At 29.7% G+C, this 239-nt stretch carries 1 protein-coding gene; it reads left to right on the forward strand.

Features of this window, described 5'->3' with window-relative positions:
- Positions 1-239, forward strand: a 239-nt coding sequence (locus ACW9JY_RS10640) for an Rpn family recombination-promoting nuclease/putative transposase (protein WP_457284344.1), incomplete at both ends; no start/stop codon positions are given.

Genomic DNA, 239 nt, shown 5'->3' on the forward strand with positions numbered 1-239 from the left:
ATATGGGAACAATATGTAAAAAGTCACAAAAGAGAATCAGAACAAAAAGGATTCAAACTACCAGTCATAATAGGGATGGTCTTTTACGATGGAAAAGCGAAATGGACATCACCAATGGATGTAAAAGACAAGATAACAAAGATAAAAAACATGGAAGAGTATTTAATAAAAGCAAATTATGAACTAATAAATTTAAGCAGTATAAAAGAAGAAACGATAATAAACATGAAGAAGGCACT

This window comes from Petrotoga sp. DB-2 (genome assembly GCF_054051725.1).